We start from the raw sequence: 4,737 nt of genomic DNA, 5'->3' as shown, positions 1-4,737 counted from the left end.
GCCAGACCCGCCCCAGTTCCCCACCGCCCCTCCGCCCACCTGCGCTGGTTCCCGGGCGGGTTGCGGCGGGCCCCGCCGTGGGCGGCCCCCGGCACCGGCCGCCCGCCCCGGAACCTGCGGGCGGCACCCGTCACCACCGCGTAACCGACCGCACCCACCGCGAGCCCGGCCCCGGCGCCGAAGCAGAACTCCGGGATCAGGTTCCGCCGCAGCGGGGCCAGCCGGTGCAGCACTCCGGCCGCCGTCGCCGCGCCCAGGGCCGTGACGGCGGCCCGGCGCGCCCGGGGAGCGAGTGCCACGGCCGGGCGGACCGACTCCACGCCCCGCACCGCCCGCACCGCCCAGCCCGCCATCGCGGCCAGGGCCAGCGCCGAACTGCCGTACTGCAGCGCCGAGTAGAGCGGAACCCCGGCCACCTCCCGGTCCAGCACCGGCAGCAGCCGGACACCCAGCCGGCCCTCGTGGGTGAACGCGTCCCAGCCGACGTGGGTGGCCGCACCGATCGCCGCCGACGCCGCGAACCACGCCGCCCCCGTACCCGCCCCGCCTCCGGCGGGCCGCCGGACCGTCAGCGCCTCGGCCGCGCCCGCCCACCGGTCGGGCAGCAGCGCCACCAGCGGCGCGCGCAGCAGACCGTGCCAACCTGCCACCAGCGCGCCCGCGATCGCCACGTCCAGCGTCGGCACGGCCCACCAGCGGTGCGTCAGACCGCCGTGGCCGTACACCCCGGGCAGCAGCGACTCGGCGAAGAACGGGACGTCGGGCGCCATCGATCCGGCGACCAGCGCCGAGGCGACCAGCGGCCCGCGCTCCCCGGCGGCGCGCAGCAGGGGCAGGACGGCGGCGGGGTGGCTCAGTGTGAACGGCATGTCCCCATCCTCCCGCCCCTGCCGGGCCATCAGCCAACGCCCGGGGACAGCGGCCAACACCTCTGGACCGCCCGGCACCCGGGCTCGTCAGGCGCCCCGGGCGGCTACGCCGCGTCCGCCGTGCTGGCCAGGCCGAGCGCGACCCGGCGGCCCGCCTCCAGGTAGCGCAACTCGCCGCTGCGGCGGGCGTCCAGGGCGGCGGCGAGGCGGCGGTAGCGGCTCGGGGGCAGCAGGTCGGCGGCCTCGTCCAGGGTGACGAAGCGCCAGTCGCGCAGCTCCTCCGCCTGGAGCAGCAGGTTCTGGCGGGCGGCGGCGTCCAGTTGGCCGCCGTCGTACATCAGGCGCAGGCCGCCGCGGCGCGGGCCGGTGCGCGGCTCCCAGTCGACGGCGAGCAGGCGCAGCCCGGTCGGGTCGAGCCGCAGGCCCAGTTCCTCGGCGGTCTCGCGCAGGGCCGCGTCGGTGGGGGCCTCACCGCGTTCGACCACGCCTCCGGGGAAGTCCCAGTCGGGTTTGTAGACCGGGTCGACCAGCAGGACGCGGTCCTGTTCGTCGAAGAACAGGACCGCGGAGGCCACGGTGTCCCCCGTCGGGTCGGGGGTCTGGACGATCGGGCAGCGGGCGGCGCCGACGCGGACCAGTTCGGCGATCCGGTGGGCGGTCTCGCGGGGGGTGAGCTCGCTGGTGTCGAGCATCCGGGCGTCCTCGACCAGCCAGCGCCGGGCGGCTCGGTAGCGGGCCACGTGCTCGAAGCACCACATGCGGACCCGCTCGCTGGCCTCCGGATCTCCCGGGCACTCGTCGCGGTGGGCGATGCGGTGACGCAGGATCGTTTCTTCTGGGTCCAGGACGAAGTGGTGCACCGCTATGCCGTGGGAGGCGAGGTCGCCGAAGATCTCGTCCCGGTAGTCCTCCCTGAGCAGGGTCATCGGGACCACCAGCGGGCCCGCGACCTCGCTGAGCAGCGCGGCCGCCGTCTCGGGGACGAGCCGGCGCCAGGCCGCCAGGTCCTGGAAGTCGGACACCGTCGCCAGCCGGTCGGCGGGGAGCATCCGGCGCAGGCCGAAGCCCACCAGCTCGGGATCGAAGAGCACGCTCCCGGGCAGCAGTTCCACCAGCTCGCGGCAGGCACTCGTCTTGCCCGCCCCGAATGTGCCATTGACCCAGACGATCACAACGTCCCCTGCCCTCGACTTGCCCCGATGCCGTTCGCACCGGGCAGCGCCCCCGTCGGCCGAACCAGCGCCACCCGTGGTGGTACCCGCGCCACGCCGCTCCCCATACCTCCCCGTCGCGCCCGCCGTTGCGCCCCACCCCGCCCCTTGACAGGGGCATGTGCCCAGGCCAGCCGCCTTCCGGGAGAAATATGTAGACCGGTCTACATCAAAGTTGCACCCTGCTCACACCCTGCGCGCACAGGAAGTCGGCCTGCCCGACTTCCTGTGCGCCATCATCACCCCAGATCACCTCGCATCACCCTCTCCACCCGACTATGTAGACCGACCGACAGATTTCTCCCGGCAATCTCTAGACCGGTCTGCATAATTCAGTAGACCGGTCGACATATTCTTCCCCGCGCTCCTCGCGCGCCCCCCAGCGCCCGCTTGCGCCGCGCGCACCCCAGCACGTACAGAGGAACGATGAAGCTGCTCCCAGTCGGCCGCGTCATCGTCATCGGCTCGGTCAACGCCGACCGCATCCTCCGCTGCCCCGTCCTCCCCGCCCCCGGCGAGACCGTCCTCGCCACCGCCGCCACCCAGGGGTTCGGCGGCAAGGGCGCGAACCAGGCGGTGGCGGCGGCGCGCATGGGCGCCGCCGCCCACCTGGTCGCGAAGGTCGGGCGCGACGCCGACGGCGAAGCCGCGCTCACCGACCTGCGCGGCGCGGAGGTCGAGACGGGCTCCGTGCTCACCCACCCCGACGCGCCGACCGGGCAGGCGATCGTCATGGTCGACCCCGCCGGCGAGAACAGCATCGTCGTCGTCCCCGGCGCCAACGCCCACCTGACCGCCGCCGAGGTCACCGCCGCACTCGCCCGCCTACACCTGCTCCCCGTCGACGTACTCCTCACCAGCGGCGAGGTCCCCGAGGAGTGCATCCGCGCGACCGCCGCCGCCCTGCCGGCCGACGGCACCCACTGGGTGCACAACGCCGCCCCGGCCGGCTCGCTCCCCGACACCGGTCCGACCGGACGCCGCCCCCTGGTCGTCGCCAACGCCGTCGAGGCCCGCCAGCTGACCGGCGCCCCCACCGTCGAGGAGGCGGCCCGGGCCCTCGCCCGCCGCGCCGACGGCGTCGTACTCACCCTCGGCAGCGAGGGCGCGCTGGTCGCCACCGAGGGACGGTCGGCCCGACTCCCCGCCCCCGCCGTCCAGGTCGTCGACACCACCGGTGCCGGCGACGTCTTCTGCGGCGCCCTCGCCGCCGGACTCGCCCGCGGCGCCTCCCTCCCCGCCGCAGCCGCCACCGCCGTGGCCGCCGGCGCGTTCGCCGTCACCGCCCTGGGCGCCCGTGGCGCCCTCCCCCGCCCGACCGACCTCTGACCAGCCACTGCCCGACGGCGCCGGGCGGGCCAGGCGGACCAGGCCGGCCGGGCCGGGCCGGGCGGACCAAGCAGGCCGGGCGGGCCCAGCCTGCCCCGAACAGGGGCACCCGGGCCACAACTCCCGAACGCCCCCGCCCACTTGTCTAGCACTCGACCTACGGCCGGCCCATGTACGACGGGTAGTAGCCGCTGCTGATCCCCGAGATCCGGATCAGCGTCCCCGGCCGCGCCGCCTCGACGTACTGGTTGTTGCCCAGGTAGATCGCCACGTGCTGGATGCCCCGCTTGGTGCCGTTGGGAGACCAGAACAGCAGGTCGCCCCGGCGCAGCTGGCCGGCACTGATGGGCGTGGTCGCCGCGTACTGGTCGTTGGCCACCCGCGGCAGGTTCACCCCGCCGCGCCGGAAGGCCTGCTGCACGAGGCCCGAGCAGTCGTACCCGTCCGGCCCGTTGCCCGCGGTCCGGAACGGCTTGCCCAGCTGGCTCAGCGCGAACTGCACGGCGGACTCGATGCCCTGGTCACCCGCCACCGCACCAGCGGCCGAGCCCGACGAGGACGACCCGGACGATCCGGACGATCCGGACGACCCGGACGACCCGGACGATCCGGACGGCGACGGGGACCCGCCGCCCGTCCGCGCCACGTACACGTCGTAGTGCGTGGTCCAGCGCCACTCCCCCTTGCTGTTCTTGAACCAGTACCGCGACCCGTCCCACCCCTGCTTGATCCCGCCGCTCGACTTCGCACCCGTCGACGAGGACTTCGCCGCGGAGGAGGATCCGCCCCCTGTCCGCGCCACGTACACGTCGTAGTGCGTGGTCCAGCGCCACTGCCCCTTGCTGTTCTTGAACCAGTACCGCGAGCCGTCCCACCCGGCGTGCGCCGGTGCCGACTCGGCGGCCGCGGGGCTGACGCCGGGGCCGACGCCGATCACACCCGCACCGGCCACGATCACGGCCACCATGCCTATCCCCCGGCGCACCCGCGCGGCCCGCGAGGGACGGACGGGGCGGACGGGGCGGACGTCAGCCGCCCGCTGGTCGGCGGTGGCGGCAGCGTGCTGCCCGGTCGGTTCGTCGGCGGCACCCGGCGCGCCGGTGTTGACGGTGGTCATCCTGCTGTCTTCCCTCACTGCTGCGAACTGCCGCCACGGGGGCGGCTGCGGAATCGGCTACGGACACGCACGTCCCGGTGAGACGGCACGTACGGCTCGGCAGACCCCCGGGCGGGGGGGGGGGGGGCGGGGGCCTCGGCGCGCGCGCCGGGGGGGGGCGCGGCCGCGCGCGCGGGCGCTGGGGCCGCGGGGACCGGGGGGCGGGGGGGGC

3 protein-coding genes and 1 pseudogene are annotated in these 4,737 nt (G+C 75.6%); 1 reads left to right on the top strand and 3 read right to left on the bottom strand.

The annotated features are described in order from the left end of the window. A pseudogene (locus ACFV6D_RS20460) lies at positions 1-869 on the bottom strand (DUF4184 family protein); the annotation flags it as partial. A 104-nt stretch (positions 870-973) separates the two neighbouring features. Next, complete coding sequence (locus tag ACFV6D_RS20455; protein WP_063350148.1) at positions 974-2,041, bottom strand: NUDIX hydrolase; 1,068 nt, start codon at positions 2,039-2,041, stop codon at positions 974-976. Positions 2,042-2,506: 465 nt separating this feature from the next. Between ACFV6D_RS20455 and ACFV6D_RS20450 the strand changes: the two genes are divergently transcribed. Next, positions 2,507-3,409, top strand: coding sequence for a PfkB family carbohydrate kinase (locus ACFV6D_RS20450; protein WP_380560658.1), 903 nt, complete (start codon positions 2,507-2,509; stop codon positions 3,407-3,409). 157 nt (positions 3,410-3,566) lie between these two features. Here ACFV6D_RS20450 and ACFV6D_RS20445 read toward each other — a convergent pair whose 3' ends face one another. Continuing rightward, positions 3,567-4,526: a C40 family peptidase gene (locus tag ACFV6D_RS20445; protein WP_380560657.1), complete on the bottom strand. Its 960-nt coding sequence runs from the start codon at positions 4,524-4,526 to the stop codon at positions 3,567-3,569. Positions 4,527-4,737 lie beyond the last annotated feature (211 nt).

Source organism: Kitasatospora sp. NPDC059812 (assembly GCF_042732075.1).
Lineage (GTDB): Bacteria > Actinomycetota > Actinomycetes > Streptomycetales > Streptomycetaceae > Kitasatospora.
Note: the sequence above shows the minus strand (reverse complement) of the source record. Positions and strands in the feature narration are given on the sequence as shown.